Below are 24,682 nucleotides of genomic sequence, written 5' to 3'. Positions count from 1 at the left end.
GGTCAATTGTGCCCGTGACCCGGGGTGCCGTGGTCGGCCTCCGGGGTCGGTGTGGTGGTCGGGGCCGGCGCGCCCGTCGCCGGCGTGCCCGGGTCGCCGGCCACGACGGTGAACTCCGCGGTGTGCACCGCGTCGCCGTGCCGGAAGTCCAGGTAGAGGCGGTACGTCCCGGCCGAGGGCACCTCGGCGGAGAAGGTGACCGCCGGCCCGGCCGGGGTCCGCCCGTCACCGGGCGCGCCTTCCGGGTGCACGTGCAGGTAGGCCAGGTCGCCCTGCCGCAGCGCCACCAGGTGCCCGTACGCCCCGAGGTAGGGCTGGAGGTCGGTGACCGGCCGGCCGTCCCGGCTCACGGTCAGGGTGAGCTGGCTGGTGCGGCCCGGCTGCGGGGTGCCGCCGAGGGTGACGGTGTAGCCGTCGACGGTGGTGCTGGTGGCGGGCGCCGGCAGCGGCCGGTCGGCCAGCGTGCCGGGGACCGTGACGTCGACCCCGAGCGTCAGCGGCATGCCGCCGGTCGGGGTGAAGTCGGCGAACGCCCGCCAGGTGCCGGCGCCGGCGAGCGGCGAGGCGACCCGCCAGGTGCCGTCGGCGGCCAGCTCGGGGTGGACGTGCCGGAACCCGGAGAGGTCACGCCGGGCGACGATCAGGTGCATGCGCTTGTCGTGCGCCACGTCGTAGCGGGTGACCGGCCGGCCGTCGGGGCCGGTGATCCGGAAGGCGAACTCGCCGGCCGGGGCGCTCACCGGCTGCAGCGTGTAGCCGCGGTCGGAGACGAGCAGCCCGCCGGGCAGGTGATCGGTGGCGGCCGCCGCGGGGCCGGCGTCGCCGTGACCTCCGTCACCGTGATCGCCGTCGGTGGTGTCGTGCGGGGTCGCGGCGGGCGGGTCGACGGGGCCGGCCAGGTGACCGACCCCGTACGCCGCGCCGAACACCGCCGCGAGGCCGAGGGCGAAGCCGCTCAGCTTCGTCGTCGTGTTCATGGGATACCTCGGTTCCTTCGGGTCCGCGGACCCGTCACGCCCCGACGAGGTCGTAGCCGGCCTCGTCCACGGCGGCGCGGACGGCGTCCGTGGCCAACGGGCTCTCACTGGTGACGGTGACCTGGCCGGAGGCCAGGTCGACCTGGACGTCCGTGACGCCCGGGATGGCGCTCACCTCGGTGCTGACCGAGTTGACGCAGTGCCCGCAGGTCATGCCCTGCACCTGGTACGTGGTGGTGACCATCGCAACTCCCCTCTCGCCGCCCCCACCCTATACCCCCTGGGGGTAATTGGTAGAGAGACCGCTGCCGCTCTTCTGTTACCGCTACCCGGTGGGGGTATCAGCCAACGGAGAGGACCGTACCATACCCCCGAGGGGTACGCTATCCTGGATGCCATGACCGCACCGACGACCCCGACCCGGGGCTACACCGCCAGCAAGGACCAGCTGCTCGCGCGGCTCCGCCGTATCGAGGGCCAGGTCCGCGGCATCGAGAAGATGGTCGAGGACGACCGCTACTGCATCGACGTGCTGACCCAGATCTCCGCCATCCAGGCCGCCCTGGACAAGGTCGGCCTCGGCCTGCTCGACGGGCACGCGCGGCACTGCATGCACGAGGGTGCGGCCGAGGGCCGCGCCGACGAGATGGCCACCGAGATGATGGCCGCCGTCGGCCGGCTGATGAAGCGCGGCTGACCAGGCCCGTTGGGGGCCGGACGGCGCGTCCGGCCCCCAACGGCTGTGCGTCAGCGCCCGTCGAGCAGCTTCCGCATGCTGTCGATCTCGGCCCGCTGGGCGTCGACGATCCGCTGGGCGAGCGCCCTGGCCTCGGGGTTGGCGCCCCCGGTCAGCTCCGCCTGCGCCATCGTGAGCGCGCCCTCGTGGTGGGCGATCATCATGGTCAGGAACTGCCGGTCGAAGTCGGCCCCGGACGACGCCTTCAGCGTCGCCAGGTCGGCGTCGGACATCATCCCGGGCATGCCGTGGTCCATCCCCGGCATGCCGTGGCCGGCACTGGCCGGCGGCACCGGCCGGCCCCACGCGGTAAGCCAGTCGGTCATGCTGGCGATCTCCGGCGCCTGGGCCGCCTTGATCTGCCCGGCCAACCTCCGCACCTCGGAGTCGGCGGCCCGGTCGTCGGCCAGCTCGGCCATCGCCACGGCCTGCCGGTGGTGCGGGATCATCATCTGGGCGAACGTCACGTCCGCGTCGCCGAAGGAGGCCCCGGGGGAGGGCGATCCCGTGGCGGGCGTGTCGTGGCCGGTGCCGGCGGTCGGGTGGTCGCCACCGCCACAGCCGGTGAGGGCGAGCGCGGCGGCTACGGTCGCGCCGGCCAGGGCGGCCCGACGCGCGAGGGTACGAGTGGACATGGAACGACCTTTCGGTGTCGAAACGTACGCAGCGGACGGCGGACGCGGGTGACCGGTCTTCCGGTCCACCCGCGCCGGGGCGTCCTATCTGCGCAGCACCGACACCGTCGCGAGGCGCAGCCCATACGGTCGGGGCGGCGGGGCGCGCGGTCCTGGGGCGGCCCGGAGGGCCACCCTGGCGGCCGGCCCGTAGGTCCGGGACCCGGCCCGCAGCAGCAGGGCGACCAGCAGCGTGACGGCGAACGCGCCGAGCACGGCCAGGCAGATGCTCCAGCCGGGCCGGTCGCCGCCGGGATCACCCAGCGGGAGCAGCCGGGCCTGGGCGTCCGTCAGCTGGAGCATCCGGGCCGGGCCGCAGCCGTCACCCGGGCAGTCGCCGGCCATGCCGGCCACCGCGGCCGGCAGAGTGACGGGACCGGCCACCGCAGCCGGCGGGGCGCCGTGGCCGGCCGCCGCGGCCGGCGGGGCGGCGTGGTCGGCCGCCGCGTGGTCCCCCGGGCCGCCGGGGGCGTGCGTGCCGTGGCCGAGAGTGTGCATGGCGGTCAGCCCGACCAGGGTGCAGAGCAGCAGCAGGAGCCGGACCCACGGTCCGGTCGTCACCGCTGGCGCCGTACGCACGAGAACCACGCTAGTGGGTGCGGCGGGCCGGGCCGGCAGGAACCACTGGAGGTCGCTCATCGCCTGCGTCCCGCCCCCGGGCCTGGCTACCATTCCCGGCGGCGACCGGCCTGCACTCCCCGTCGGCGCCAGCGCCGGCCCGGTGAACCGACCAGCCCGGTGACACGTATCGCGCTGTGACTCGTTGGGAGACACGCCATGGGCGCCGACCACACCCGTCCCGCTCCGCCCGCCCCGCCCGGGGTGCGACGGATCCTCGTCGCGACGGTGGTGCCGCTGTTCCTGGTGACCGTGGTCGCCGCGCTGGTGCTGTGGCCGCGGGACAGCCGGGAGCCGACGGGTGGCCCGGACCTGCCGCGTTACCACGGCACGGTGACCCGGGTGGTGACCGAGCCGTGCCCGCCGACGCCGGAGGGCGGCACCGGCCAGCCCACGGGGCCGTGCGGAACCGCGACGGTCGCCGCCGAACAGGGCCCGGACGCCGGCCGGCAGGTCGAGGCACCCCTCCCGTCCGGTCCCGGGGCACCCCGGGTCGAGGTCGGCGACAAGATCATCCTCGTCGAGCTGATGGACCCGGCCGATCCGACGATCAAGACCTACAACATCGCCGAGCACCAGCGCGGCACGCCGCTGGTCTGGCTGGCCGTGCTGTTCGCCGTCGCCATCGTGGCGTTCGGGCGCTGGCGCGGACTGGCCGCGCTGGGCGGCCTGGTGGCGAGCTTCGCCGTGCTGCTCGGCTTCGTGCTGCCCGGGATCGGCGCCGGCCAGCCGCCGCTGCTGGTGGCGATCGTCGGCGCCGCGCTGATCATGTTCGTGGTGCTCTACCTGACCCACGGGATCACCGCCGAAACCTCGGTGGCGGTGCTCGGCACCCTGGGCAGCCTGGTGCTGACCGGCGTCCTCGGCACCCTGGCCACCGCGGCCACCCACCTGACCGGCTACGGCAGCGAGGACGCCACCACGCTGTCGATGTTCCAGCAGAACGTCGACCTGCACGGGTTGCTCCTGGCCGGCATCATCATCGGCTCGCTGGGCGTGCTGGACGACGTCACCGTCACCCAGGCGGCCACGGTCACCGAGCTGGCGAACGCGAACCCGGGGCTGTCCCGGATGCAGCTCTACCGGGCGGCCACCCGGGTGGGCCGCGCGCACATCGCCTCCACCGTCAACACCATCGTGCTGGCGTACGCGGGCGCGTCGCTGCCGCTGCTACTCCTGCTGGTCGCCGACTCGCGACCGGTGGGCGAGATCCTCACCAGCGAGTTCATGGCGCAGGAGATCGTCCGGAGCGCGGTGGCCACGCTCGGCCTGATCGCCGCCGTACCGCTGACCACCGGTCTGGCGGCGGTGGTCCGGACCGCCGGACGGGCCGGCGTCGCGACGGACGCCGGAGCCCGCCCGCCGTCGTCCCGGCCGCCGGCCGAGCGGCACGACGCGCTGGAGGCCCTCGGCGGTGCGGCCGCCGGACGATCCGGACCGGAGAGGAGCACGGAAGCCGCATGGTGATACTCCGCAGCGTGACCGGCCGGCGCGAACGCGACGCTGGTCACGCAGGGCGACGACGAAAACGTGCGATTGGTCGGCTTCCGGACGTAGATCCCCGACCGGGCTCTCGGGTAACCTCGCTGCCGGTAACCGCCGAAGGCGCGCACCGGCGCCAGCGGTACCACCGCCCAATCGCCCTGTGGCGAACCGGGGAACCAGGTACCTGGGGTGAATCCGCGCGAGCGGTAGGGGCCACTTCCGTCCCGAACCCGACAGCTAACCCGGTCGGCGGTCGACGGAAGGGAACCCTGTTGACGGCACCCCTGCGCCGCTGGTTGACACCTGTGGTGGCCGTGCTCACCGCGTTCGCCATCGTCGCCGGGCCCACCCCGGCGCTGGCCGCACCCAACACCCCCAACCCATCGGGCCACGAGGAGGACAACGATCCTCCGCTCATCACCGAGGTCATCGATGCCGCCAATCGCGGCTTCCTGCAGGCCAAGGCGAAGCTGGACAAGTCGAAGCAGCGCCAACTCCAGTTGGCCCTCGAGATCCGGGCGGCGCAGGCCGACCTGGACGCGCTGCGGCCGCAGGTGAGCCAGATCGCCACGCAGTCCTATCGGACCGGCCGGATCGGCGCGATGGCCCTGCTACTGGAGAGCAACGCGCCCGACTCGTTCGTCCAGCGGGCCTCCGCCCTCGACGAGCTGAACCTGATGAACGCGCAGAAGCTCGCCGAGGTCAACGCCGCGAAGAACCGCGCGGAACAGGCCAAGATCGCGCTCGATGCGGAGATCCGCGAGCAGCAGAAGCAGACCAACGCGATGCGGCGCGAGAAGGCCGAGGCGGAGAAGGCCCTGCGGCTGGTCGGCGGGCGGGATTTCACCGCCGGCCTGGTCGCGGCCACCTCCCCGGTCGCCCGGATCGCTCCCGGCCGGACGGCTGACGGGGGGTGGAAGCCCGAGTCACGCAGCGTGAAGGACCCGACCACCTCGGGCTACATCACCCCGCGCACGCTGCACATGTACAAGGAGGTCAAGCGGGCCGGCTTCGACCGCTTCGTGGGCTGTTACCGCCCGGGCGGTCCCTGGGAGCACCCCAAGGGCCGGGCCTGCGACTGGTCGCTACAGCGCAGCGGCTTCTCCCCCTGGCACAACAACGACATGCGGATGTACGGCAACAACCTCGCCGCGTTCCTGATCCGCAACGCCGACCGGCTGGGCGTCTACTACGTGATCTGGAACCGGCAGATCTGGTTCCCGGCGACCGGTTGGAAGTCCTACAGCGGGCCCTCCAACCACACCGACCACGTGCACGTGTCGCTGCTGTAGCCGGAGTACCACGCCGAGGGGCCGTCCCGCGACCGCGGGGCGGCCCCTCGGCGTCAGGTAGGGCTCAACCGGCGACGGCGGTGGGCGCCGGGTCCGCGGGCGTGGCCGCGCCCGGCAGCGTCGCGCTCGGCTTGCCGGCCGGCACCTCGGCCACCGTCCGCACCTCGCCCGCGCTGAGCCGGTACGACATGCCGACCACCCCGCACCGCCCGGCCGCCACCCGCTCGGCGAGCACGGCGGACCGGGCCAGCAGCGCCTCCACGGTCCGCGCGATGTGGATGTCGACGATCTCGTCGAGGTCCTCGACACCCTCCCGGGCGGCCCGGGCCAGGCTGGGCACGACGGCGTCCACCAACGCGCCGAGGTGGCCGGCGGGGGGCGTGCCGGTGGCGACCACCTCGCGGGCGGCCTGCACCGCGCCGCACGAGTCGTGGCCGAGCACCACCACCAGCGGGGTGCCCAGCACGGTGACCGCGTACTCGACGCTGCCGAGCACCTCGGGGCCGACGGTGTGGCCGGCGGTCCGCACCACGAACAGGTCACCGAGGCCACGGTCGAAGATGATCTCGGCGGCGAGCCGGGAGTCGGCGCAGCCCACGATCACCGCGAACGGGTGCTGGCCGTCGGCGACGGCGGCGCGGTGCTCGGCGTCCTGGTTGGGATGACGGGGTACGCCGGTGACGAACCGCTGGTTGCCGGCGAACAGCTCGGCGAGCGCCTGTTCGGGATTGGTCGGCAGCACTGCACTCACCTCGTCCTCGCGCGAAACGACCTGGTCAGCCCGGCCGGCGGCAGAGGCGGCCTCGACCACCACGGTCACACCCGAGCCAAGACACGTCAAGATTTACGTGATACGGATTTCATACGTCACCGGTCACTTGACGGGCGGCCGCCAGCGGCCCGCCGCCGCCCGGGGCCGGTCGACACCGGCGCGGGGCCATACCATGACCACCATGGCGACGACAGCGGGCGAGAACGGGAGCGGCCGGAACTGGACCTTCCTCACCAACCACGGGCACGTGCTGCTGGCCATCGCGCGCAACCCCACCGCGCGGCTGCGTGACGTGGCCGACGAGGTGGGGGTGACCGAGCGGGCCGCCCAGGCGATCGTCGCCGACCTGGCGGCCGGCGGCTACCTGCGGCGCACCCGGGTCGGCCGGCGCAACGAGTACACGATCAACCCGAGCGGCCACTTCCGGCACCCGGCGGAGGCCGACCAGCAGGTCGGTGCCCTGCTCGCCCTCTTCACCGCCGAACCGGCCGACAGGCGCGCCGCCGAGGCGTGACCGACCCCGGCGGCTCCCGTCACCGCACGGCCGGCGCGCCGACGGTAATCTCAGCGCGTGCGCGAGAGCTTGCGGCCGGACGGGACGACGGTGCGCGTCCGTACCGGGCACCGGATCCGGTCCATCCTCTGTGGAGCGGGAGCGGCCGCCCTGCTCGGCGCCGTCCTGGTGGCGCCCGGGCCCGCCTCGGCGGCCCCGAAGTGCGGCCCGCCCGGCGGCCCCGCCCCGACCGAGGCGTCCTGGGCGCTGGAGCGGCTCGACCCGGCGGCGGCCTGGCGGGTCACCCGGGGCCAGGGCGTCACCGTGGCGGTCATCGACTCCGGCGTCTCCCCCAGCCACCCCCTGCTGCGCGGCCGGGTGCTGCCCGGCGAGGACTTCAACAACCTGGTCCACCTCAAGGGACAGTGCGACCTCGTCGGCCACGGCACCCTGGTGGCCGGCATCATCGCCGGCAAGGAGGGCACCGGCGTGCCGTACAGCGGGATCGCGCCCGAGGCCAAGATCCTGCCGATCCGGGTGCTGGCCGACAACCAGCGCACCTTCGACGAGTCGATCCCGGCCGAGATCGGTCGGGCGATCAAGTGGGCGGTCGACCACAAGGCCGACGTGATCAACCTGTCCCTGGTGACGCTGGACGACGCCCGGCTGAAGGACGCCGTGGACTACGCCCTCGACAAGGGGGTCGTCGTGGTGGCCGCCGCCGGTAACCGGCAGGAGAACCAGCAGGACCAGCCGGGTTACCCGGCCGCGTACCCGGGGGTCATCGCCGTCGCCGGCATCGACGACGCGGGCGAGCACGTCGGCAGCTCGGTCACCGGCGACTACGTGGACATCGCCGGCCCCGGGCTGAAGATCGTCGGCCCGGCGCCACAGGGGTCGGGATACCGGGCGGAGCCGCAGGGCGGCACCAGCTTCGCGACCGCGTACGTCTCGGGGGTGGCCGCGCTGGTCCGCGCCGCCCACCCGGCCCTTTCCCCGAAGGAGATCGCCTTCCGGCTGACCCAGACGGCCGACAACCCGCCGGACGGGCACAACGCCGAGGTCGGGTACGGGATGGTCAACCCGTACCGGGCGGTGACCAGCCTGCTGGGGAGCCGGACCGACCCGCCGCTCGGCGCGCTGCCGAAGCCGGCGCCGCCGGCCGACCCGCTCGCGTGGCAGCGGACCGTGGCGATCTGGGTGGCCGCGGTCGGCGGGCTGCTGGCCGTCGCCCTGCTGGCGCTCCGGCCGATCCTGATCCACGGCCGCCGGCGCGGCTGGCGCCCTGGACGCCGTCCTGCGGCCCTGGACGCCTGAACCCGCCCACCCGGCCCCCGGACACCGCCCCGCGCAACAGCGGCGGTCAGCGTGCCGCTGGTGGCGCGGGAGAAGCACTGCGGCCCCGACCCCGGACAGAGCCGGAGCGGGGCCGCAGCGGGGCCGGTCGGGTCAGTTGCCCCAGACCTTGGAGTTGCTCATCTCGGTGGTCATGTAGTTCTCGCGGGCGATGCCGACCGCCTGGCCGATGTCGTTCAGGACCTTGTTGATGTCCCGCACGGCGGCGTCCCACTGGGCCTGGTGCTGCTGGTAGGCGACGCGGTCCTGGCCCTCCCACTCGAGCCTGGTCAGCATCGAGCGCAGCGTGTCCAGCTTCTCGTCGATGGTCCGCGAGATGGCCTGCATCTGCTGGTTGCTGCTCTCGAGGACGGCGTAGTCGACCTTGATGCTCATCGTTCCTCCTCTACCTGGCTACTACGCGGATCACGGGTTGAGAGCAGCGTGGAACTTGTCCAGCATCTGCTGCTGCTCTTCGTCGTTGACCTGGTGCGTCGTACCCGACTTGTCGAGCAGGTCGGCGATGTTGTCCATCGCGGTCAAGAGCTTGTTCGTGTCCTCGTTCCACTGCGTCATCAGGCTCTGGAAACCCGTGGACGCCTGGCCCTTCCAGGCCATCGCCAGGTCGTCGACGACATTCCACAGCTTCTTGAGCTCACCGTCGACGTCGCTGCGCGTGGACCGCACGTCACTCGCGGCGGTGTGCAGAGTCGCTGCACTGACCTCGAACGCCATGCTTCACACCCTTCCGTCATCTTCGTGGCGGCGGATCCGCCGCGCCCCTCCCCCGCGGCAAGGCGTACACACCCCACCGACGGACACTTCAACCGAACCGTAGCGGACGACGTCCAACCCGCGCAGCCCTGTCCCCGTATCGTCGTCTCCCGGCAAGCCAGGATCCACAACACATTCCCGGGCGGACCGTACGATATGGACGGACGACCACCTCGATCCGCACCGGCCTCAGGACGGCTGGCGGTACGACTTGACGTGCATCATCACCCCGAACACCAGCAGGACCGCCAGCAGCACCACCACGGCCCACAGCACCGGCCGCTCGAAGGCGCGCTGGAGCACCACCGGAAGCAGCGCCACGCCACCGGTGAGCATCACCACTTCAGCGGCTCGCCGGACCCCCGCCGAGCCCGTGAGCCGGGCCGCCAGGGCAAGGCCGAGGAAGACCGGGATGGTCAGCAGGAAGTACATGAACAGCCAGTAGAGCGCCGCGAACACCCCGACCCCTCTCGTCACTGGTAGAACTTGGAATCCTTGACCCAGTCGATCTTGATGTCCTTGATGTCCGGGTCGGATCCCGTGGGCGCCCAGCCGGGGCGGGAGTCCGACACGAACGCGAACCGGCTGTTGGTGTTGAAGCCGGCCATCACGGCGTGCAGGAGCGCGCCGATGTCCCCGAAGACCATCACCAGGATGGCGGAGGCAGCCGTCAGTCCGGCGATGCCGATCGCCTGGGCCAGCGCGGTGGTGCCGGGGAAGAACTGGAACACGATCGAGGCGATCACCGCGACCAGGATCGGCATGAGCGCCTGGGCCATCCCGGAGACCGCGTCGTTGTAGGCGTCCCGCGCCGAGGTGAGGGTGTCCTTGTTGGCGTTGAACGCCTCGGCCAACGAGTTGATCTCCGCCCCCAGCTTGCGCATGAAGAGGTCGAACGCGTCCCGGTCGTCGAAGTCCCACTCCTTCGGGTCCGGCGGGACCGCCGCGAGCGCCGCGCCGAACTGCTCCGAGCCGAGCAGGCGCGCGGCGTCGCTCCACTTCTTGATGGCCTCGTTGACCTCCTGGTTGTCGAACGTCTCCAGGTAGAGGATCGAGCCGATCAGGATCCCCGAGAAGACGATCCACATCCAGTTGCCGCGCGCGACGGCCGCCGCCGTACGCACCGGCGCCGTCGTCTCGGCGACCGAGACGGTGCCGGTCACCGTGCCGGAGGCGTTGGCGATGAAGATCTCCGGTGGCATCAGCTGCTCCCCCCGTGGCTGGCCCGGCCGGTCACTTGACCACCCAGGGCTGGTCCGACTTCTCCCAGTTCTTCGCGCTCTGCTCGAGCTGCTCCGCGGCCTTGTGCAGGTGGTCGATACCGGTCTTGACGTTGTCGAGGTGCCCGTCGACCGAGGCGTTGTGCTGGGTCACCGTCCCGTGGCCGAAGAGGCTCAGCGCGCCGCCCGGCAGCTTCACCTCCTCCAGCAACGCCTGCACGTTGCGCAGGTACTGGATCGGGCCGTCCGGAGCGTCGAGCAGCTTGCTCGCCTTCCGGATCGCGTCGACGTCGACCTTGTTGGCCATCGCGCCTCCTCCCAGCTCAGCGACGCAGGCCGCGGGTCGGGTCGGACAGGTCCACACCGAACTGGCGGAACCAGTCCTCCGGGGTCAGGGAGCCCTCCTGGGCCCGGCGGACCAGCTCGGAGCCGCCGAGCATCTCGGTCAGCAACTCCTGCTGGCGCTCGTTGAAGGCTGCGTACGCCGCGTCGATGGCGGCCTGGAGCGACTCCGCCAGTGTGCAGCTGTCCAGCCGCATCGCCCGCGCGTTGAGCTCGATGTCGCCGACCTTCATCTCGCCGTCCACGGTCACCCGGACCAGGCCGTCCGGGCTCTCCCCGGTCATCCGCAGGTCCGCTCGCTGCTGCTGGAACTCGGCCAGCCGGCGCTGCTGCTCCTGCGCCTGGCGCAGCATGTTCTCCACGGCGCCACCGGCGCCACCGTAACCCCACGGGGTGCTCACGACGGGTCCCTCTCTGCACGCGCGACGGTCCGGCCGACGCTATCGGAAGGTTTGCCTGGCGTCCGCCCCTAGGCCGGCTCCGTCCAGGCGGTCTGGATCAGCTGCTGGCCGTCCCGGCGGCGGACCAGGGTGCCCCGGCCCGGCGGCTGCGGGCTCGGCCGCAGGTTGCCGAAGACCGCACCCTCCTCCCGGCTGCCGGACATCAGCAGGCCCGGCGAGTCCAGCTCGCGCAGGCGCTGCAGCACCGGCTCGTACAGGGCGCGCGCCACGCCGCCCACCCGGCGGGTGATGATCAGGTGCAGGCCGATGTCCCGGGCCTGCGGCAACAGCTCGTGCAGCGCGCTGAGCGGGTTGCTGCCGCCAGAGGCGACCAGGTCGTAGTCGTCCACCAGGACGTAGAGGTCGGGGCCCTTCCACCAGCTCCGGTCGCGCAGCTGGGCGGTGGTCACGTCCGGACCGGGCAGGCGGTTCTGCAGCGCGCTGCGGATCGAGCCCAGCCCCTGGCTGAACACCTGGTTGGACGGTGCGTAGTCGAGCAGGTGGTCGCCCTCCACCGCGCCCAGCAGGCCGCGGCGGTAGTCGGCGATGACCAGCCGGGCCTGGGCCGGGGTGTACCGCTCGGCGATGCCCCGGGCGATCAGCCGCAGCAGGTTCGTCTTGCCACACTCGGCGTCGCCGAACACGGTCAGGTGCGGCTCGCCCGCCAGGTCCAGGTAGACCGGGGCGAGCGCCGACTCGTTGACGCCGATCGGGATGCCCGGGACCGACCGGTCGATGACCTTCGCCAGCTCGCCGACCGGCAGCTTGCGCGGCAGCAGCCGCACCTTGGGCGCCGGGCGGCCCGACCAGTTGGCCGCGACGTGCCCGGCCAGGGCGACCGACGCCTCGGTCAGGTCCTCGATGTCGCGCTTGCCGTCGATCCGCGAGATCCCGCTGAGGAAGTGCAGCTTGTCGTGGGTCAGACCGCGGCCCGGCGTGCCGACCGGCACGTTCTGCGCGGCCCGCCGGTCGATCTCCGACTCGGACGGGTCGCCGAGCCGCAGCTCCAGCTTCGTGCCGAGCAGGTCCCGCATGTTGATCCGGATCTCCGCCCACCGCACGGCCGTGACAACCACGTGTACGCCGAAACCCAGCCCCCGGTTGGCCAGGTTGGTGATGGTCTGCTCCAGCTCCTCGTACTCCTGGCGCAGCGTGTTCCAGCCGTCGACCACCAGAAAAATGTCGCCGAACGGGTCGTCGGCGAACTCCCCGGCCGCCCGGCGGCGGCGGTAGCTGGCCATCGAGTCGATGCCGTGCTGGGTGAAGCGCAGCTCCCGGTCGTCGATGATCGCGACCACCTCGGCCACGGTCCGCCGGACCGCCTCGGTGTCCCGCCGTCCGGCCACCCCGGACATGTGCGGCAGCCGCTCCAGGCTGCGCAGCGCGCCGCCGCCGAAGTCGAGGCAGAAGAACTGCACCTCGCGCGGCGTGTGGGTGAGCGCCAGCGAGGCGAGCATGGAGCGCAGCATGGTGCTCTTGCCGCTCAGCGAGGCACCGACGATCACCACGTTGCCGCCCGCGCCGGACAGGTCGATCATCATCGGGTCGCGTCGCTGCTCGTACGGGCGGTCGACGATGCCGACCGGCACGGTGAGCCGCCCACGCCCCGGCCAGTTCGCCGTGGTGAGGCCGAACGTCGGGTGCACGCTCAACGGCGGCAGCAGCTCGGCCAGGCCGGGCGGCTCGGCCAGCGGCGGCAACCAGACCTGGTGCGCCGGACGCCCCCGCCCCTTGAGCCGGTCGATCAGCACGTCCAGCATGGCCACCGCCTTGCCGTCGGCCGCCTGCTCCGGCTCCGGCGCGGTCTCCGCCGGGCTCGGCAGGGCCGGCACCGGCACGTAGTCGATGCCGTACGGCACGATCCGGCGCTGCACCTGTGCCCGGGTGGACCGCTGCACCTGCCCCGGCGCCCGGTACGGCCCGGAGACGTACGCCGCCCGGAACCGGAGCATGGTGCTGGTGTCGGTCTTCAGGTAACCGTGACCGGGCGCGCTCGGCAGCTCGTACGCGTCGGGCACGCCGAGCACGATGCGGCTCTCGACCGCCGAGAAGGTACGCAGACCGATCCGGTACGACAGGTGGGTGTCCAGGCCGCGCAGCTTCCCCTCCTCCAGCCGCTGGGAGGCCAGCAGGAGGTGCACGCCGAGCGACCGGCCGAGCCGGCCGATCATGACGAACAGGTCGATGAAGTCCGGCTTGGCGGCGAGCAGCTCGCTGAACTCGTCACAGATGATCAGCAGGCTGGGCATCGGCTCCAGCGGCTCGCCGGCCGCCCGGGCCTTCTCGTAGTCGTACCGGGAGACGTAGTTGCCGGCCGCCCGGAGCACCTCCTGGCGCCGGTTCATCTCGCCGGCCAGGGCATCCCGCATGCGGTCGACCAGCGGCAGCTCGTCGGAGAGGTTGGTGATCACCGCGCTGGTGTGCGGCAACGCGTCCAGCGAGGCGAAGGTGGCGCCACCCTTGAAGTCGACCAGGACGAAGTTGAGCTCCTCGGACGAGTGCGTCACGGCCAGCGCCCCCACCACCGTCCGCAGCAGCTCGCTCTTGCCGGAGCCGGTCGCGCCGATGACCAGGCCGTGCGGGCCCATACCCTCGTGCGCGGACTCCTTGAAGTCCAGCTCCACCACGTTGCCGTCCGGCCCGAGGCCGAGCGGGATCCGCAGCCGGTCGCGGTGGCTGCGCGGCCGCCAGGTCTGCTGCACGTCCACCGCCGCCGCATCGCCGACGCCGAGCAGGTCCGGCAACTCCATGCTGCGGGCCAGCGGCTCCTCGGTGCTGGCGCCCTGCTGCTGGGAGAGCCGGTAGGGGGCGACCTGCCGGGCCAGCCCCTCGGCACCCGCCATGCTGAGCCGGTCCGGCCGGCCGAGCCGCGACGTCGTGGCACCGCGGACCAGGTCCAGTCCGCTGCCGTCACCGGTGTCGAGGCAGAGCAGCCAGCGGCCGGCGTCCCGGGGCACCGTGCCGGACAGGTCGATGACCGTGGCACCGAGCAGGCCGGGACCCATCAACGCGCAGGTCGGCGAGACCTCCCCGCCGTCGAGCACCACCACCAGGTGCGGGGCGGTGGTGAGCGGCTTCGCCTCCGGGGCGAAACGGGGCCGGCCGCCCAGCTCGTTGGCGAGCGCCGCCTCCGCCTCGGCGAGGCTGGCGAACACCATCCGGCGCGCGCCCGCCGCGTCCGTACGCCCCGGGTGCTGGGCGTGCGGCAGCCACTTCACCCAGTCCCACACCGGCTGCCGGTCGGGCGCGGCCACCACCGCCACGATGAGGTCGTCCGGGGCGTGGAAGGTGACCAGCTGGCCCAGGGCGGCCCGGGCCAGGTCGAGCACCGGCTCCCGGTCGCCGCGCAGCACGATCCGGCTGAACGCGCGCAGCGACAGCGCGGTGGGCAGGTCCGGCACGGTGGAGTGGGCCCGGACGAACCGGCGCAGCGCGATCGCGCTCATCGGCTCCAGGTCCTCCACCGGCTTGGTCTCCGGCGGCACGATCTCCACCGCCAACCGCTGCGGGCCGAGCGCGATCCGGGCCTCACCGAAGTCGTCCTCGGTGATCCGCCGCTCCCACAGCCGGCGCGAGGCGGCGATCGACCAGAGCGCGTCCGGCTCCGGGTGCCGCCAGGTCATCGCGGCGCGTTGCTGCTCGGCGGCCCGCCGGGTGCGCTTGCGCATCTGGGCCAGGTACCGCATGTAGTCGCGGCGCTGGGCATTCAGCTCGGCCTTGTTGTTGCCGCCGTTGCCCAGCGTGCCGATCGCCATGCCGAGCATGGACACCCCGAAGAGGCCCCCCGCGACGTACGTCATCATGCCGCCGCCGCGGCCGGCGTACAGGAAGGCCATCGCGCCGACGCCGCAGAGCATCGGCAGGATCATCAACACCTGCCCCATGCCCCGCGACTGCTGCTCAGGCAGCTCGGGCGGAGACTCCAGCAGCACCTCGCCGCGCGGCAGCGCGGGCCCCGGTTGACGCGGCAGTCGGCGGAACACCACCGTGCTCACGGCGTCTCCTCCCCAGAATCGGCCCTGATCGTGGTCTGCCAACGGCCCGAGTCGTCGGGTGGGCAACCTGTGCGACCGCCATCGTAGGTAATCTCCCGGAGGCGTCGTGGACCCGTGTCGGGGCGACGCCGCCGGCCGAGGTGGATCGTAGGCGAGTACGAGGAGGCCACAGTGGCGACGAAGACCGCGACCGGCGGGCTGAGCCGGATCACCATCGTGGCGCCGCGCACCAGGATGGATCTGGCGTTGCCGTCGGACGTCCCGTTGGCCGACCTGCTGCCCACGCTGCTCCGGTACGCCGGTGAGGACCTCGCCGACGAGGGCGTGCGGCACGGCGGATGGAGTCTGTCCCGGCTCGGCGGGCAGCCGCTGGACGGTGGGCGTACCGCCGCGCAGCTCGGCGTCCGGGACGGCGAGGTGCTCTACTTCAACCCTCGGGCCGCCGCCGCGCCGGAGATCGTCTTCGACGACGTGGTGGATGCCGTCGCCACGGCCACCAACCAGCGCCCCGGCACCTGGCAGGTCGGCACCACCCGCTCGTTCGCGGTGCTCCTCGCCGGGGCCGCGCTGACGGCCGGTGCCGCGGCGGCGCTGTTCGCCGGGCCGCCGCAGCTGCCCGGCGCGCTGGCCGCCCTGGTGGTCGCGGTCGCCCTGCTGGTGAGCGCCGCGGTGCTGTCCCGGGCGGCCGGTGACAGCCGTACCGGCGCGATACTGGCCATGGGCGGCCTCGGCTACGCGGCGATCGGCGGCCTGCTGGTGCTCGCCGGGGACCGGGCGCTGGCCGACCTGGCCAGCCCGCACGTGCTGCTGGCCGCGACCGCCGCGGTGCTGTTCGGCGCACTGGCCGCGCTGGCCGTCGGCGACCGGCTGCCGCTGTTCCTCGGCGCGGTCGCGGTGGGGGTGGCCGTCGGCATCGGCGCGGCGCTCTGCCTGGCCTTCGGCATCGGCGCGGCGGCCGCCGCGGCGGTGGTGGCGACCGTCGCGTTCGCCGCCCTGCCGGCGCTGCCGATGATGGCCTACCGGCTGGCCCGGCTGCCGGTGCCGTCGATCCCGACCGGGCCGGACGACCTGAAGAGCGACAGCGAGTCCGTCGACGGCCCGCAGGTGCTGAGCAACAGCGAGCGCGCCGACGCGTTCCTCACCGGCCTGCTCTGGACGGTCTCGGTGCTGGTGCTCGGCGGTCAGGTGGTGCTCGCCGACAACGGCCGGCTGCCGGCGGTGCTGCTCTGCCTGGTGCTGGCCCTGCTGTCGCTGCTGCGGGCCCGCCCGTTCATCGGCCGCGCGCAGCGCACCCCGGTGCTGCTCGCGGGCACCATCGGTCTCGGACTGGCCGCGGCGGCCACCTTCGGCGCCGGGTCGCTGCCGGTCCGGCTGGGGTTGATCCTGGGCGGGCTGCTGCTGACCACGGTGATCGGCCTGATCTACGGCCTCACCGTGGCGGGCAAGCGGATCTCGCCGGTCTGGGGTCGCCTCCTCGACATCGTCGAGATCCTGCTGATCATCGCCGTGGTGCCGCTGGCCGTCTGGGTCTGCGGCCTCTACGGCTGGATCGTCAACCTTCGACCGTGACCGTGCCCATCGCGGTGGCGACCGGGGCGGTGGCGTAGACGCCGGGCCCGTGCTGCCCGTCCAGTGGGCGGGCCGGCACGCCGCTGCGCTTCGCCACGTCCCGGACCACCTTCACCAGCGCCTCGGCATGCCCGTCCATCGCCGCCACCCGCAGCAGCGGAGGCACCCGGCGGCCACCCGGCAGCACCACCGCCGCGACCGTGTGCGACGGCGCGGAGGTGGCGGTGACGGCGTCCACCAGCGCGCCGAGCGATCCGTTGGGGCGGACCCGCAGCGCCAGGCAGCGCTGGGTCCAGCCGCCGCCGCGCAGGCTGGTCCAGCTCTCCACCGGCGCCTCCGGGGCCAGGTCCAGCCCGGCGCCGGAGACCACCGCGGTGTGCAGCTCGTCCCGGCCCAGCACCCGGTGGCCGAGGCCGGCGGCGTTCAGCGTCTTGCCGAGCCGGCCGATCCCGGCCGCCACGGTCCGGTGCACACCGCGAATGCCGCCGCCCCGGCTCACCGCTTCCGCGCGGGCGTCGGACACCGACAGGCGGAGCGCCACCCAGATCGTGCGGTGCGCCGCCGGCGGGGCCCCCGGCGCGGGATACCAGACCAGGGTGTGCGAGACGACCTGGGTCTGTGTGACCGGCCCGGTGAAGTCGGCGAGCACCGCGAGGGCGCGGTCCATCGTCGCCGCCTCCACCGACCCGGCGGGCGCGCCGGGCCGGCCGGTCAGCGCGACCGCGGCGAACCAGCCCCGGTCGTCCTGGCCGATGCCGAGCCGGGTGCCGCGCTCGGTGAGCTCGACGACGGTCAACTCCGGGGCGAGCGCGGCCAGTCGCGGGTCACCGGACGGCGTGGCGCTCCGGGCCCGCCCGCGGCGGCGGCGCAGCCGGCGGCGGAGCATCAGATCCTCGTACCACCAGCGGCCGCCCCGGCGGGCGAACGCGGCGACGACGGCCAGCACGGCCAGCACGCCGACCGACGCGAGCAGCCAGGCGGGGCCACCGGTGGCGAACCAGACGGCCAGCGCGGCGCACTCCAGCACCACGAGCTGACCGACGACGAGCGGGCCGAGCCGACCTCGTCGACGCTGGTCGGCCGGGATGATCGGGCGGTCCGCCGGGGCGGCGGGGGCGGTGGCCGTACGACCGGGTGGCGCCTGGACCTGCGTCATCGGTGAGCGTCCCTTCTGGACATTCTGGGCTTCCGCCCCGGCGTTGCGTCGCCGGAGGACGGGCGGGGTCCCGGTGAACCGCCGCCGGCCCCTTATCGTAGGGAAGCCCGCGGCGACGTTCGGACCTGATCGTCGCGGACCCACCCCTGCCGGAGGTTAGTCATGCGGACCCGCCGCGATCAGGTGCAGGCGTACCGCTTCGTCACCCGCCGCATCGTCTCCGCGCTGCTCTCCGGCGACCCGGAGACCAATGACCTGCCGATGCGCCGGCTCGGCATGGCGGTGTTCGGCAGTGTCATCGCCGCCGCCGTCGTGCTCGGCGGTGCGGGCGCGTACGGCCAGCTCACCGGCAACGCCGCGCCGCTGGAGTCGAACACGCTGGTGATCGAGCGGGAGACCGGAGCCACCTACGTCTTCACCGACGGGGTGCTGCACCCGACGCTGAACTACGCCTCCGCCCGGCTCATCCTCGACGAGGCCGACCCGGCGGTCCGCACCATGTCGCAGGCGTCGATCAAGGAGCGCCCGCGGGGGCGGGCGGTCGGCATCGTGGGCGCCCCGGACGACGTGCCGGACCGCAAGTCGCTCGTCGGTCTCCCCTGGTCGGTCTGCGACGTGCCCGACCCGGCCGATCCACAGCGCTCCACCACCCGGCTGGTGATCGACCGGCCGCTGCCGGGCGGCACCTCCCTCACCGACCGGGCGGTCCTGGTTCGGGTGAACGAGGCGCGGTACCTGCTCACGGGCGGTTCCCGGCTGCGAGTGGTCGGTGACGAGCAGGCGCTGGTCGCGTTGAAGATGGCCGGCGCGGCCACCCTCACCGTGGGGCAGCAGCTGCTCAACGCGGTGCCGGTGGGGCCGGCGCTGCGCAAGCCGACCATCGACGGGGACGGCAGCTCCAGCGGCCTGACGGTGGGTGACCGCCCGGCGAAGGTCGGCCAGGTCTACCGGGCCGCCGGCAACCACTACGTGCTGACCCGGCAGGGACTGGTGGCGATCAAGGAGATGACCGCGCTGCTGCTGCTCGGCGGCGGCGGTCAGATCACCGACATCACGCCGGACCAGGCCGGCCAACTCCTCACCGACCAGCGACTGGAGCCCGAGGGCCTGCCGGACAAGCTGCCCGTCCTGCACGAGGTCCGCGCCGGCCGGACGGTACTGTGCGCCACCTACCGGGCCGGGGCGTCCGGCCAGCCGCCGGTCACCACCCTGGAGGTCTTCGACCAGCCGCCGGCCGAGCTGACGGCGGCGACCGGGGTGGCCGCCCGGCAGACCTCCCGGGACGCTGTGCGGACCGCCGAGAGCGTGCTGCTGCCGGGTGGCAAGGGCGTGCTGGTGCAGGCCACGGCCGGGGAGAGCGGGAAGGCGGCGGCCGGCGCCACGGTCTACCTGATCACGGCGCAGGGGGTCCGCTATCCGCTCGGGCCCAACGCGAAGGTCGCGCTCGGGTACGGCGACGCGACGCCGACGGCGGTGCCGGCGTCCCTGCTGGCGCTGGTGCCGACCGGGCCGACGCTGGGGCGGCAGGACGCACTGGCCTTCTTCGATCCGGGCGCGGTGCCGGCTGGCTCCGCGACGACCGGCCCGGGCGGCAACCAGCAGTCGGGGGCGGGCCCGGCCCAGGGCGGCTGACCCCGGGCCGCCGTCCGATGTGGAATAGGGGCGACCACGGGTCGCCCGGGCTGGGCCGGGTCGACTAACCTGAGCGTGACCAACGGTTATCGACGATGACTACGGGGATGCAGCCATGACCGGGCGCACGACAGTGGACGTACTGTCCCTGGAGGATTTTCACCAGCGACTGGGGCGGCGACTCAGCGAGGCCGAGTCGGTGCTGAAGAAGCTCAACACGGAGATGCAGTGCCGGCCACCCGCGCTGGGCACCTTCACCGACGCGACCGGCAACGCCCGTCGCTACTCCGAGACGCACACGAGCTTCGCCAACCACGTCGAGCGGCTGCGCCAGGCGATCGAGGCCGCCCAGAAGGCGACCAAGGCGATCATGACCAACTACAAGACCGCCGAGGCACGCAACGCGGCCGCCGCGGCCGACATCGTCGCCGCCCTCTCCGGCCTGGATGCGGCGATGAGGCCGGCGAAGGGAGAGGATCCGCGTGTCTGAGTACGTTCAGCGTTACGAGCACGTCAGCCACCAGGAGCTCTACCAGGGCGTCACCGCGGGCGACCCGAAGCAGGTCGACGGGCTCAGCGCCCAGTGGAGCTCGCTGAAGGACACCCTGGAGGGCCTCGGCCGGGACCTGACCAGTGACCTGGACGCGCTGGCCAAGACCTGGACGGGCGACGCCGCCCGGGAGTTCCACCGGCGGCTGAACCTGGTCGTCGGCTACTCCAGCAACCTGGCCCAGGGCATGGCCGACATCCGGCAGGCGCTCGACATGATGGCCACCGAGCTGCGCACCGCCCAGTCGAAGGCGGAGAGCCCGGAGGAGACCGACGACAACGACAAGCTGCTCTCCGGCGCCGGCAAGGGCTTCCTGGTCGGTGGGCTGCCGGGCGCGGTGATCGGCGGCATCGTCGGTCACCAGCAGGACAAGGAGGAGCAGGAGAAGGCCCACCAGCGGATGGTGCAGGTCGTCGCCAACCTCGCCGAGGGTTACGACTTCTCCGCCTACGGCCGGATCGTCGTGCCGGAGCCGCCGGACCCGGGCCTGCCCGGCGACGGCGACCCGACGAACCCGACGCTGAAGAACGGCCCCTCCGTGGGCACCCCCTCCGCCGGCCCGACCTCCGGCACCTTCGGGCCCACCGCCGGAGCCACCGCGACCACGTCGGGCGTGCACCACACGGGCCCCAGCAGCGGCACGGTGGGCGACGGCCCGACCGGGCACCCGGGCGGGGGCAGCCCCGGCACGATCGGCTCGGTGGGCGTCGTCGACCCCGCCGGCACCTCACTCGCCGGCGCCGGCCAAATGGTCACCAGCCCGACGACCCCCGGCCTCCCCGGCACCGGCACCGCCAGCGCCCCCACCACCAACGTCCCGAGCGGCGGCGGGGGCCCGCTCTACGGGCTGCCGAACGGAGGCACGGGCGCGCTGGCCAGTTCGGGTCCCGGCACGGCCAGGGTCGGGGGCATGCCCGGGGCCGAGAACCGGTCCGCAGCCGGCACCGGGCGGCTCGCCTCGGGGCGGGGCGTCACGATCAACGCGGACGGCCGCTCCAACGGTGGCCGGGGCACCAACGCGCGGCCCGCGCTGGCCGGGCGCAACGGCGTCCTCGGCGGGCGCGGCACCTCCGACGAGGACGAGTCGGAGGAGCGGCTGACCTGGCTGACCGAGGACGAGATGGTCTGGGGCGACGGCAAGTCGGCCCCGCCGCCGGTGCTCGGCACCAACTGATCGCACGCTGACGAACGGCGCGGCGCCCCTCACCAGGGGCGCCGCGCCGTTCGCGTTGACCGCCTCTGTCCATGGTGGGCCGGGTCACGTCATCCGTACGCCCGTTGAGCTGCACGAGGCGAATCTGACAGATAGGTTGAACTGGTGCCGGTCGTAGCGTTCGCCCCGTCCCTCTGGGCGGCGACGCTGCGCACCCTGCGCGAGCTGACCCAGGTGGCGGTGACCGCACTGGCGCTGGTCGCCGGCCTCACCGGTCCGGCCGCCGCTGCCGCGGCCACCGGCCCCGTCGGTCCAGACGCGACACACCGTCCGGCGGCCAGCCTCAGCACCCACCTGGAGCCGGTCGACGCGCCCACCCCGGGAATCCTCGTCGATGCCGGGGCGGCCGCGACCGGCGCGTGGGCCGTCGACACCAGGCCGGCCCCCGCGCCGCACTCCTCGGCCGGTCACCCACTCGCGGCGGCGGCCCCGCCGGCTCCCGGCGTGGCGGCACGGCTCGTTGACGGCGATGCCGCGGCGCCGCGCCCGCCCGTCGCCGTGGCCGCCGCGGACCCCGACCGCGAGCCGATCGCCCGGCGCGGCCCACCCCGCGCGTGATCCCACCGGCCGCCCGCGCGGCCCTCGATGAGTCCCCACCACCCCCAACGGGTACGGCCGCAGCGCGCCCTTTCCCGCGCCAACGGCGTTCCTCCGCCCGGCCCCCGGGCCCAGATCCTGAATTTCGAGTTCCACCACGAGGTGCTGGTGATGCAGACCGTCTTCTCCACCGTCCTGCCCGACGTTCCCCAGGCCGCCGGAATCTGGCTGGCCCTGCTCGCCGTGGCGGCGATCGTGGTCGCCGCCCTGATCGTCCGCCCGGACCGGTTCCGCTCGGCGCTCGGCGACCGGATCAGCGCGGCAGCCATGCCGAGCAGCCTGGAGCTGGCCGAGGAGGCCCGCGAGCGGGCCCGGTACGCGCAGGAGGTGAGGGTGGCTGCGGAACGGGCGGCGACCACCGCCGAGCGGCGGCGCGCCGAGTGGCTGGCCGCCCAGGAGGAGGTCGAGGAGGCGTGGCGGGCGTACGAGGCGGCGGAGCGGGACGTCCGCCGGCTGGCCGCCGCGGCCACCCTGCCCCTGCCGCGGACCGACCGGACCCCGGCCGAGTACGCGGACCGGGAGCGCTGGCTGCACCGGGCGGCACTGGACGCGCAGTGGCGCAAGGAGATCACGGTGGAGCAGCTCAGCGACATCCTCGGACACCACGGCTGGGACCCGCGCCGTCATCCGGTGGAGCAGGAACTGCTGCTGCGCCGGCTGATCCGGGACAACCTCCGCGCCCGGCACCAGGCCGCCCGGGAGCGGGAGCAGGCCGCCTGGCGGGCCGCCGAGCTGGCTGCCGCCGCCGTGCGGAGCCTGCGCGACGAGGCGTACGCGGCGACCGGCCCCGCCCCGGAACCCCAGTCGCTGATCTCCACCGTGGACCTCACCGCGGTGGAGATCACCCGGGAGTTGCCCGCGGCACGGGGCGGGGAGCCGGCCCGCGGGGCCGGATCGGTGGCCCGCGGGCGGGCGGCGGTCGCGGCGTACTGACCGCCGGGCGGAGCTGGCCCGGCTCGGCTAGCGTGACCTCGTGTCCCGTGAGAGCTGGGTGCTGGTCGTCCTCGCCGGTCTCGTGGCGCTGGCCACGCTGGTCGGCGCGATACTGCTCGCCGTCCGGGTGGTCCGCACCCGCCGGCTGCTCGGCGCGCTCGGCGTCGGCGGCAAGGTCGCCTTCTACGGCGCGCTGATCTACGCGATCCTGCCGGTGGACCTGCTACCCGACCCGATCTACCTGGACGACATGGGCGTGCTGGCGGGTGCCCTGTTCTATCTGGGCCGGCTGGCCGCCCGGCACCGCGCGGCGCAGCGCGGGCTGCCCGAGCAGCCGCCGTCCCCGCCGGGACCGGGTCGCCTGCGCCGCCCCGTGTCATGATCGGCACCGGGCCGGCGGTCGGCCCAGGTTCGGCGCACCGAGGACTGGGGCATGGCGGGTGAACACCGGTTGAACCCGGACGACGAGCGCGTGACGAGGTTCTTCCAGGACCGGCACCTCGCCACGCTGACCACGCTGCGGGCGGACGGCACACCGCACGTCGTGCCGGTGGGGGTCACCTTCGACCCGATCGCCGGGCTGGCCCGGGTCATCACCTCGGGCACCTCGGCCAAGGCGCGGCACGTGGCGGCAGCCGGCACGGCGGGGGTGCCGGTGGCGGTCTGCCAGGTGGCGGGCCGCTGGTGGCTGACCGTCGAGGGGCGGGCGGTGCTGCGCCGCGACCCCGCATCCGTGGCCGAGGCCGAGCGCCGGTACGCCGAGCGCTACCGCCCGCCGCGGCCCAATCCGCAGCGGGTGGTCATCGAGATCGCCGTGACCCGCCTGCTCGGCAGCCTCCCGGCCACCACCTGACCGGGGCCGCCCGCCAGCCACCCGGACCACGGTCCCGCCCGGATCCGCCCCGACTGGGCGGCCTGTCCGGTTCGGTGGTGAGCAGGGCCACCTGGATGGCGGAATCGCCTGCCTCTGCTGCTCGTTGCATCTCCCGTACGACCGAGCAGGACGGCCCGACGGACGGAGGACCCGGGGCCCGCGGTCGTGTGCGCCCCCGGTCAACGCCGTGGGCCGTGGGACCCCGGCACGCCGGCTTCCCCGAGAACAGCCGAGCGCCACTCCTGGTGCTGCGTCTCCCCGGAGACGTCAACCCCCCGAATGGAGCTTCGACATGAACTCGATCTTCCGTAACAGCATGCTGTCCGTCGCCGGTCTCGTCATGTCCGGCGGGATCGTGGCCGGTCCGGCCGTGGCCGCCCACGCCGCTCCGGCGCAGGCCAAGCCCATCAGCGCGGCGAGCGCGGACAAGGGCAAGGGCAAGGGCGAGCGCCGCGCCGGGTACGAGTACCAGGCGCAGCCCAACTTCTACTACTGCGGCCCGGCGTCGACCCGGATCGCGCTGTCGGCCGAGGGCAAGTCGATCAGCCAGGACGAGCTGGCCCAGAAGCTGGGTACGACCGTGAACGGCACCGACTCGGCGATCGACATCACCCGGGTGCTCAACGAGTACACCGGCGGCAAGTACAAGACCACCGAGATCCGGGACAACTCGGCCACCAAGGATCAGGCCGAGCAGTTGCGGGCCGACGTCAAGGCCGCAGTAGACCAGGGCCGTCCGGTGGTCGCCAACATCATCGGCAGCGCCGTGGACGTCGACGGGGTCGCGCACAGCTACACCGGCCACTACCTGACGGTGGTGGAGTACAAGGACGACGGCAACACCGTGCTGATCGCCGACCCGGCCAGCCCGGGCGAGCCGGAGTACTGGATGAACGTCGCCGACCTGGCCAACTGGATCGCCAGCCGCGGCTACAGCTCCTGATCGAGCGGCATGAAGGGCCGGTCTCCCCAACCCGGGAGGCCGGCCCTTCATCGTGCTCACCA

The 24,682-nt window shown here is 73.6% G+C and carries 27 protein-coding genes and 1 riboswitch; of the genes, 14 read left to right on the top strand and 13 right to left on the bottom strand.

Going from position 1 to position 24,682, the window contains the following annotated elements:
- Positions 1-2: 2 nt before the first annotated feature.
- Complete coding sequence (locus ABZ783_RS25740; RefSeq protein ID WP_357442266.1) at positions 3-977, bottom strand: hypothetical protein; 975 nt, start codon at positions 975-977, stop codon at positions 3-5.
- Positions 978-1,011: 34 nt separating this feature from the next.
- Entirely contained in the window at positions 1,012-1,221 is a 210-nt protein-coding gene (locus ABZ783_RS25735) for a cation transporter (RefSeq protein ID WP_073839153.1), read from the bottom strand.
- Positions 1,222-1,374: 153 nt separating this feature from the next.
- Between ABZ783_RS25735 and ABZ783_RS25730 the strand changes: the two genes are divergently transcribed.
- Positions 1,375-1,674 (top strand): metal-sensitive transcriptional regulator, encoded by a 300-nt coding sequence (locus ABZ783_RS25730; RefSeq protein WP_046568942.1) that lies wholly within the window; start codon positions 1,375-1,377, stop codon positions 1,672-1,674.
- A 50-nt stretch (positions 1,675-1,724) separates the two neighbouring features.
- Here ABZ783_RS25730 and ABZ783_RS25725 read toward each other — a convergent pair whose 3' ends face one another.
- A complete protein-coding gene (locus ABZ783_RS25725; protein WP_357442264.1) occupies positions 1,725-2,348 on the bottom strand; it encodes a DUF305 domain-containing protein in 624 nt (207 codons plus the stop codon).
- An 84-nt stretch (positions 2,349-2,432) separates the two neighbouring features.
- Positions 2,433-2,966, bottom strand: a complete 534-nt coding sequence (locus ABZ783_RS25720) for a hypothetical protein (RefSeq protein ID WP_357442262.1) — start codon at positions 2,964-2,966, stop codon at positions 2,433-2,435.
- 198 nt (positions 2,967-3,164) lie between these two features.
- On the opposite strand from ABZ783_RS25720, the gene ABZ783_RS25715 reads away from it, so the two are divergent.
- Positions 3,165-4,472 (top strand): YibE/F family protein, encoded by a 1,308-nt coding sequence (locus ABZ783_RS25715; RefSeq protein ID WP_357442260.1) that lies wholly within the window; start codon positions 3,165-3,167, stop codon positions 4,470-4,472.
- 154 nt (positions 4,473-4,626) lie between these two features.
- Positions 4,627-4,757: riboswitch (cyclic di-AMP (ydaO/yuaA leader) on the top strand.
- 5 nt (positions 4,758-4,762) lie between these two features.
- Positions 4,763-5,782 carry a hypothetical protein gene (locus tag ABZ783_RS25710; RefSeq protein WP_357442258.1) on the top strand — a complete coding sequence of 340 codons (1,020 nt, stop codon included), beginning with the start codon at positions 4,763-4,765 and terminating at the stop codon, positions 5,780-5,782.
- Positions 5,783-5,846: 64 nt separating this feature from the next.
- On the opposite strand, the gene ABZ783_RS25705 is transcribed toward ABZ783_RS25710, so the two are convergent.
- Positions 5,847-6,524 carry a carbonic anhydrase gene (locus ABZ783_RS25705; RefSeq protein ID WP_357442310.1) on the bottom strand — a complete coding sequence of 226 codons (678 nt, stop codon included), beginning with the start codon at positions 6,522-6,524 and terminating at the stop codon, positions 5,847-5,849.
- A 202-nt stretch (positions 6,525-6,726) separates the two neighbouring features.
- Here ABZ783_RS25705 and ABZ783_RS25700 point away from each other — a divergent pair, with 202 nt between their 5' ends.
- Both ABZ783_RS25700 and mycP read left to right on the top strand, forming a co-directional pair.
- Positions 6,727-7,068 carry a helix-turn-helix domain-containing protein gene (locus tag ABZ783_RS25700; RefSeq protein ID WP_357442256.1) on the top strand — a complete coding sequence of 114 codons (342 nt, stop codon included), beginning with the start codon at positions 6,727-6,729 and terminating at the stop codon, positions 7,066-7,068.
- A 57-nt stretch (positions 7,069-7,125) separates the two neighbouring features.
- On the top strand, positions 7,126-8,364 hold the full coding sequence (gene mycP / locus ABZ783_RS25695) for a type VII secretion-associated serine protease mycosin (protein ID WP_357442254.1): 1,239 nt from the start codon (positions 7,126-7,128) through the stop codon (positions 8,362-8,364).
- A gap of 132 nt (positions 8,365-8,496) precedes the next feature.
- Here mycP and ABZ783_RS25690 read toward each other — a convergent pair whose 3' ends face one another.
- The 7 genes from ABZ783_RS25690 to eccCa form a co-directional block, all read right to left on the bottom strand.
- Positions 8,497-8,778, bottom strand: coding sequence for a WXG100 family type VII secretion target (locus ABZ783_RS25690; RefSeq protein ID WP_073839147.1), 282 nt, complete (start codon positions 8,776-8,778; stop codon positions 8,497-8,499).
- A gap of 30 nt (positions 8,779-8,808) precedes the next feature.
- Positions 8,809-9,117, bottom strand: coding sequence for a WXG100 family type VII secretion target (locus ABZ783_RS25685; RefSeq protein ID WP_357442251.1), 309 nt, complete (start codon positions 9,115-9,117; stop codon positions 8,809-8,811).
- Positions 9,118-9,345: 228 nt separating this feature from the next.
- Entirely contained in the window at positions 9,346-9,633 is a 288-nt protein-coding gene (locus ABZ783_RS25680; RefSeq protein WP_357442249.1) for a hypothetical protein, read from the bottom strand.
- Complete coding sequence (locus ABZ783_RS25675) at positions 9,630-10,358, bottom strand: hypothetical protein (RefSeq protein WP_357442247.1); 729 nt, start codon at positions 10,356-10,358, stop codon at positions 9,630-9,632. The genes ABZ783_RS25680 and ABZ783_RS25675 overlap by 4 nt, the downstream gene beginning before the upstream one ends.
- Before the next feature lie 31 nt (positions 10,359-10,389).
- Entirely contained in the window at positions 10,390-10,683 is a 294-nt protein-coding gene (locus ABZ783_RS25670; RefSeq protein ID WP_357442245.1) for a hypothetical protein, read from the bottom strand.
- A gap of 16 nt (positions 10,684-10,699) precedes the next feature.
- On the bottom strand, positions 10,700-11,119 hold the full coding sequence (locus ABZ783_RS25665; protein WP_357442243.1) for a YbaB/EbfC family nucleoid-associated protein: 420 nt from the start codon (positions 11,117-11,119) through the stop codon (positions 10,700-10,702).
- Positions 11,120-11,187: 68 nt separating this feature from the next.
- Complete coding sequence (eccCa, locus tag ABZ783_RS25660; protein ID WP_357442241.1) at positions 11,188-15,153, bottom strand: type VII secretion protein EccCa; 3,966 nt, start codon at positions 15,151-15,153, stop codon at positions 11,188-11,190.
- Positions 15,154-15,324: 171 nt separating this feature from the next.
- Between eccCa and eccD the strand changes: the two genes are divergently transcribed.
- The gene (eccD, locus tag ABZ783_RS25655) at positions 15,325-16,722 is read left to right on the top strand and encodes a type VII secretion integral membrane protein EccD (protein ID WP_357442239.1); all 1,398 of its coding nucleotides are present in this window, start codon (positions 15,325-15,327) and stop codon (positions 16,720-16,722) included.
- On the opposite strand, the gene ABZ783_RS25650 is transcribed toward eccD, so the two are convergent.
- Positions 16,706-17,878 (bottom strand): type VII secretion protein EccE, encoded by a 1,173-nt coding sequence (locus ABZ783_RS25650; RefSeq protein WP_357442237.1) that lies wholly within the window; start codon positions 17,876-17,878, stop codon positions 16,706-16,708. The genes eccD and ABZ783_RS25650 overlap by 17 nt on opposite strands.
- A 162-nt stretch (positions 17,879-18,040) precedes the next feature.
- Here ABZ783_RS25650 and eccB point away from each other — a divergent pair, with 162 nt between their 5' ends.
- The 8 genes from eccB (at position 18,041) to ABZ783_RS25610 (ending at position 24,620) form a co-directional block, all read left to right on the top strand.
- Positions 18,041-19,510: a type VII secretion protein EccB gene (eccB, locus tag ABZ783_RS25645; protein WP_357442235.1), complete on the top strand. Its 1,470-nt coding sequence runs from the start codon at positions 18,041-18,043 to the stop codon at positions 19,508-19,510.
- Between the two features lie 115 nt (positions 19,511-19,625).
- Positions 19,626-20,000 carry a hypothetical protein gene (locus ABZ783_RS25640; RefSeq protein ID WP_357442233.1) on the top strand — a complete coding sequence of 125 codons (375 nt, stop codon included), beginning with the start codon at positions 19,626-19,628 and terminating at the stop codon, positions 19,998-20,000.
- Positions 19,993-21,234, top strand: coding sequence for a WXG100 family type VII secretion target (locus ABZ783_RS25635; RefSeq protein WP_357442231.1), 1,242 nt, complete (start codon positions 19,993-19,995; stop codon positions 21,232-21,234). The genes ABZ783_RS25640 and ABZ783_RS25635 overlap by 8 nt, the downstream gene beginning before the upstream one ends.
- Positions 21,235-21,378: 144 nt before the next feature.
- Complete coding sequence (locus ABZ783_RS25630; RefSeq protein ID WP_357442229.1) at positions 21,379-21,831, top strand: hypothetical protein; 453 nt, start codon at positions 21,379-21,381, stop codon at positions 21,829-21,831.
- Between the two features lie 27 nt (positions 21,832-21,858).
- Positions 21,859-22,803, top strand: a complete 945-nt coding sequence (locus tag ABZ783_RS25625) for a hypothetical protein (RefSeq protein ID WP_357442227.1) — start codon at positions 21,859-21,861, stop codon at positions 22,801-22,803.
- Between the two features lie 40 nt (positions 22,804-22,843).
- Complete coding sequence (locus ABZ783_RS25620) at positions 22,844-23,185, top strand: YkvA family protein (protein ID WP_073839134.1); 342 nt, start codon at positions 22,844-22,846, stop codon at positions 23,183-23,185.
- Positions 23,186-23,236: 51 nt separating this feature from the next.
- Positions 23,237-23,656 carry a TIGR03618 family F420-dependent PPOX class oxidoreductase gene (locus ABZ783_RS25615; protein WP_357442225.1) on the top strand — a complete coding sequence of 140 codons (420 nt, stop codon included), beginning with the start codon at positions 23,237-23,239 and terminating at the stop codon, positions 23,654-23,656.
- A 313-nt stretch (positions 23,657-23,969) separates the two neighbouring features.
- Complete coding sequence (locus ABZ783_RS25610; protein ID WP_357442223.1) at positions 23,970-24,620, top strand: C39 family peptidase; 651 nt, start codon at positions 23,970-23,972, stop codon at positions 24,618-24,620.
- The last annotated feature ends 62 nt before the right edge of the window (positions 24,621-24,682 follow it).

Origin of the sequence: Micromonospora sp. NPDC047738 (assembly GCF_040642675.1) — a bacterium.
Taxonomy (GTDB): domain Bacteria; phylum Actinomycetota; class Actinomycetes; order Mycobacteriales; family Micromonosporaceae; genus Micromonospora.
Note: the sequence above shows the minus strand (reverse complement) of the source record. Positions and strands in the feature narration are given on the sequence as shown.

Bases quoted from the DNA above. Each gene is read 5' to 3' on its own strand.
- ABZ783_RS25740 (WP_357442266.1), bottom strand. From the start codon at position 977: ATGAACACGACGACGAAGCTGAGCGGCTTCGCCCTCGGCCTCGCGGCG.
- ABZ783_RS25735 (WP_073839153.1), bottom strand. From the start codon at position 1,221: ATGGTCACCACCACGTACCAGGTGCAGGGCATGACCTGCGGGCACTGC.
- ABZ783_RS25730 (WP_046568942.1), top strand. From the start codon at position 1,375: ATGACCGCACCGACGACCCCGACCCGGGGCTACACCGCCAGCAAGGAC.
- ABZ783_RS25725 (WP_357442264.1), bottom strand. From the start codon at position 2,348: ATGTCCACTCGTACCCTCGCGCGTCGGGCCGCCCTGGCCGGCGCGACC.
- ABZ783_RS25715 (WP_357442260.1), top strand. From the start codon at position 3,165: ATGGGCGCCGACCACACCCGTCCCGCTCCGCCCGCCCCGCCCGGGGTG.
- ABZ783_RS25700 (WP_357442256.1), top strand. From the start codon at position 6,727: ATGACCACCATGGCGACGACAGCGGGCGAGAACGGGAGCGGCCGGAAC.
- ABZ783_RS25690 (WP_073839147.1), bottom strand. From the start codon at position 8,778: ATGAGCATCAAGGTCGACTACGCCGTCCTCGAGAGCAGCAACCAGCAG.
- ABZ783_RS25685 (WP_357442251.1), bottom strand. From the start codon at position 9,117: ATGGCGTTCGAGGTCAGTGCAGCGACTCTGCACACCGCCGCGAGTGAC.
- ABZ783_RS25675 (WP_357442247.1), bottom strand. From the start codon at position 10,358: ATGCCACCGGAGATCTTCATCGCCAACGCCTCCGGCACGGTGACCGGC.
- ABZ783_RS25670 (WP_357442245.1), bottom strand. From the start codon at position 10,683: ATGGCCAACAAGGTCGACGTCGACGCGATCCGGAAGGCGAGCAAGCTG.
- ABZ783_RS25650 (WP_357442237.1), bottom strand. From the start codon at position 17,878: ATGACGCAGGTCCAGGCGCCACCCGGTCGTACGGCCACCGCCCCCGCC.
- eccB (WP_357442235.1), top strand. From the start codon at position 18,041: ATGCGGACCCGCCGCGATCAGGTGCAGGCGTACCGCTTCGTCACCCGC.
- ABZ783_RS25640 (WP_357442233.1), top strand. From the start codon at position 19,626: ATGACCGGGCGCACGACAGTGGACGTACTGTCCCTGGAGGATTTTCAC.
- ABZ783_RS25625 (WP_357442227.1), top strand. From the start codon at position 21,859: ATGAGTCCCCACCACCCCCAACGGGTACGGCCGCAGCGCGCCCTTTCC.
- ABZ783_RS25615 (WP_357442225.1), top strand. From the start codon at position 23,237: ATGGCGGGTGAACACCGGTTGAACCCGGACGACGAGCGCGTGACGAGG.
- ABZ783_RS25610 (WP_357442223.1), top strand. From the start codon at position 23,970: ATGAACTCGATCTTCCGTAACAGCATGCTGTCCGTCGCCGGTCTCGTC.